Origin of the sequence: Fischerella muscicola PCC 7414, from assembly GCF_000317205.1 — a bacterium.
Classification (GTDB): Bacteria; Cyanobacteriota; Cyanobacteriia; order Cyanobacteriales; family Nostocaceae; genus Fischerella; species Fischerella muscicola.
This window is the reverse complement of sequence record NZ_AJLK01000089.1, coordinates 1-3,447: the sequence shown is the minus strand read 5'-3', so window position 1 is coordinate 3,447 and position 3,447 is coordinate 1. Positions and strand designations below refer to the sequence as shown.

Here is a 3,447-nt window from a genome sequence, read left to right as displayed (position 1 = left end):
TGGGGAGGGTTAGGGTGGGGTGTACTCCATCTAGATGCAAAGGGCTGTAAATATTATTTTGAGCGTGTCTATAATTGCATTGCATGAGACTAAAAAAGCCAACACCCAGCCCAACAGTTCTAAGTAACTCCCACTCCCGTTAAAGCAATTGCATTAATTTATTAACTATAAATTACTACTCCATCACTCTTAGTAAAGCATTTACCAAAAGATTGATATTTTAAAAATATCTAAAATATCTTGTCTTAATTCTTAGCTCTAAATTAATATTTATATTTGGTTTGTTATATCTTGTGACTGTTAAAATATAGGTAATATGATTGGAGAGATCAATTTATGGCCGCAAGCAAATTTGATGATACATTAGCTGCCATAGAGTTAAATGCAGCTAGAAAATTAAACTGGGATTATAAGCAATTTAAAGAGTGTTTCAGTTTTACAGTCAATCAAGAAGCTATTGAGATAGCACCCAAGAAAATTCAACTCCAAGAATCTGAGTTGCAAACTTTAAAGCAAGCTTTATTGGATTATGGTTTTCAATACAAAAAAACTGTAAATGATTTTATCTTGGTTTTTGAGCAAGATGTTGAATTAAGATAGGCATTAAGCTGAGATTGAGATACAATTGGTGAAAGATTGCTTAACACTGCGGATAAGCCTTTAGAAAGATATTCTTTAGAGACACTGAATCTCGTGTTAAGGTTGAAGATGATAATAAAAATCGGACACAAATTTTGTTTTTAGTAGTAACAGGCTTTTTCTTTTTGTTATTGACAGACTTGTCTCCGAAATTTAAATCTCTGCACCATTTAATTTTGGAGACAATTTATGTCACTTTACGTAGGTAACCTCTCTTATGGAGTTACACAAGACACTTTAAATACTGTGTTTGCAGAATATGGTTCCGTAAAGCAGGTGTCCTTACCCATTGACCGCGAAACAGGTCGTGTCCGTGGCTTTGCTTTTATAGAAATGGGTTCAGATGCTGAAGAAGCATCAGCCATTGAGGCTCTTGATGGTTCTGAGTGGATGGGACGTAACCAGAAAGTGAACAAAGCCAGACCTAGAGAAAACAAGGGTTCGTTTGGTGGGAACGGAGGCAAGTATGGCGTCCGAAACCACTACTAAACTTTGAACTCAGAAATTTACACTCTAATGTCTTAAGGCCAGACAATGAGTCTGTCCTTTTTTTCTCAGATTTACTGGATGCTTTAATACTAGCCAGTAGTAATCAAGTAAGGACATAGAATGACCCAAATAATAGTAGACGATAATGAAGGAATTGAATCAGCCTTGCGTCGTTTTAAGCGAAAAATTTCTAAGGCAGGTATTTTTCCAGATATGAAGAAGCATCGTCATTTTGAAACGCCAGAGCAAAAACGTAAGCGTAAGGAACTTGCGAGGCATAGACAACGTAAGAAAAATTTCCACAAATAAATCCAAGCGTCTACACCATCTATCTATTCTTAGAACTACTCCAGAAGCAGATTAGAAATTGCAACATTAAGTAGGTTGGCACAAATCCCTCACACCACCACTGTGGAGGGAGGTTAAAAAATTTAATCTGTACATATAGAAACTAATTAATATTGAGAATATAAATACAAAAATCCATAAAACATTTATATACAATTTGGCACTTAACCCAGGAAAATTCATGTTAGATTTCAACACCTTAATGGCATTCTCAAGCACTTATTGCATTGGCATTTGTGCCTTTCTCATTCCAGCCAATTTAGTTGCTACCTCATCAACAATAATTTTTACACTGTTGGGTCGTCCGGCTATTCATATCTGGCTAACTGCTCTTATTGCAAGTTTCTTTGCTCTATTGATGATACTGCACGTATTTGCTTGGTTTATGATGGGAGTAGTTATGGCTCCCACATACATTTTATTAGGACTAGGAAGCATTTGTTGGTTGGCCAATTTAATAGCGATTCTCCCACACAGACGCTTTGTTTTTCGCACATAAATAAATTTCGTATGCGATTGCCATCTTTAAAATCCAACAGTTCTATTTTTTGCCTTTAAACTATTAGTAACTATATCAAAGCCTGATTGCTGCGTGGATTAAAGACATATTTTTGGTTAGTAAATCGCTGTTCTAGTGTTCTAGTAGGAATGCGATCGATCTGGGGGTAGCCACTGAAAATCAACTTTTTACCTCGGGTTTCTAATCGGTTGAGCCGCATCATAATGCCATCAAGATCAAAATGCTTAGAAAATAAGGACTAAAGTCCTTACTACGAACTTTCTCATCCCTCAATTCAAACTTGACAGAGTACTAGATATCTTGGTTTGATCCTCAATATCTAGCTATTGTTACGCTTAGCTGACAGTAAATGCAGTCATCAGTGTTAGGGTAACAAACAGGATAGCTATTGCCCCCTGGAAGATATAACGCTGTTGCTGTTCTAGTGAGGGATACTCTGCCAACGACATACCAGGCTCAATTGCGTAGTTATTCATGATTCCCTCATCATCTACTACGTAGCCAAGTACGAGAGGTAGATTAAGCAATTGACTACCCTGCCTGTGTGTACGCGCTTCGACCTCAGCGGGGATCAACTCACTACCATCACTACGAAGATGTGCTATTGCTTTGTTCGATTTCTTTCCTGCTTTTAGCTCTCCTTGTTGGTTGAAATGCATCTCCAATGGTTCACAGATATATACCTCAGCCTCCATAAAGAAACTGTCGGCATTCTTACATTCATCTAGATTGAGGGTTGTTCCTTTTTTATTGGTGTAGCGCATGGGTGTCACCTTGTGTGAAATTATTCGTGTAGAAATTAATGTCCTTCGTTCTCTTAGTCAGCTAACGGGTCAACTCCCATATCGACAACAGCATTCCGCAGCACCGTTATTTGTTGACCAAATTCAAGCTGCTTGATGGCTTCTAGTACTTGCACTACATCGCGGGATGGCTGGTAACTTGGGGGCATTGGAACTACTAAGCCTTTGACCATCAATTCCGATAATTCATACCAGAAAGCTAACTTAGTGTTGGCGCTCCAAATCCCATAAGAACGGCTAATCTGGGTGTTTCTGTTGGCAGCTAGGTCTCGCATTACTTCTAACTGTTGAGTATGAGGCATTTGCTTGATTTGATTGAGTATACCTTCAGCTAATTGCAAACGAGCTGCTCCTGTAGCAGCTGGCGTGATAGAACGACCCATCTCAGTGTAGACGTACCAAAGCATTGCCAGTTGGTCATCCACACTAAGGCGCTTGAATAAAGCGGTGGTAGTAAGTACAGCATTAACCAGATGGTTGCTGGAATCAAAAGCGAATAGGTTAGAAGTGGACTCTGTTGTAAAGCTCATATTTTTACCAAAGATGTTTGATGACTGTTCATGCAACTATCTGTGCAACTGAAGTAGAACCCAAAGAGTTCTGCTTACTACAACACAAATTAAGAGGTAATATCAAGTCCGGCTCAAT

Annotated in this window: 6 protein-coding genes and 1 pseudogene; 4 read left to right on the top strand and 3 right to left on the bottom strand. The window is 38.5% G+C overall.

The genetic code is table 11. The annotated features are described in order from the left end of the window. The first annotated feature begins 336 nt into the window (after window positions 1-336). The 4 genes from UYI_RS0113855 (at window position 337) to UYI_RS0113840 (ending at window position 1,975) form a co-directional block, all read left to right on the top strand. Complete coding sequence (locus UYI_RS0113855) at window positions 337-600, top strand: hypothetical protein (RefSeq protein WP_016867255.1); 264 nt, start codon at window positions 337-339, stop codon at window positions 598-600. 228 nt (window positions 601-828) lie between these two features. Continuing rightward, window positions 829-1,128, top strand: a complete 300-nt coding sequence (locus UYI_RS0113850) for an RNA recognition motif domain-containing protein (protein WP_016867254.1) — start codon at window positions 829-831, stop codon at window positions 1,126-1,128. Window positions 1,129-1,248: 120 nt separating this feature from the next. Further along, the gene (gene rpsU, locus UYI_RS0113845; protein WP_016867253.1) at window positions 1,249-1,437 is read left to right on the top strand and encodes a 30S ribosomal protein S21; all 189 of its coding nucleotides are present in this window, start codon (window positions 1,249-1,251) and stop codon (window positions 1,435-1,437) included. 220 nt (window positions 1,438-1,657) lie between these two features. Beyond that, a complete protein-coding gene (locus tag UYI_RS0113840) occupies window positions 1,658-1,975 on the top strand; it encodes a hypothetical protein (RefSeq protein WP_016867252.1) in 318 nt (105 codons plus the stop codon). Between the two features lie 145 nt (window positions 1,976-2,120). Here UYI_RS0113840 and UYI_RS36795 read toward each other — a convergent pair. From UYI_RS36795 to UYI_RS0113825, 3 genes and pseudogenes are all read right to left on the bottom strand, one after another. After that, a pseudogene (locus UYI_RS36795) lies at window positions 2,121-2,216 on the bottom strand (DUF2993 domain-containing protein); the annotation flags it as partial. Between the two features lie 115 nt (window positions 2,217-2,331). Further along, complete coding sequence (gene psb34 / locus UYI_RS32590) at window positions 2,332-2,760, bottom strand: photosystem II assembly protein Psb34 (RefSeq protein WP_016867250.1); 429 nt, start codon at window positions 2,758-2,760, stop codon at window positions 2,332-2,334. Window positions 2,761-2,813: 53 nt separating this feature from the next. Next, entirely contained in the window at window positions 2,814-3,329 is a 516-nt protein-coding gene (locus UYI_RS0113825; RefSeq protein ID WP_016867249.1) for an orange carotenoid protein N-terminal domain-containing protein, read from the bottom strand. Window positions 3,330-3,447: the final 118 nt, after the last annotated feature.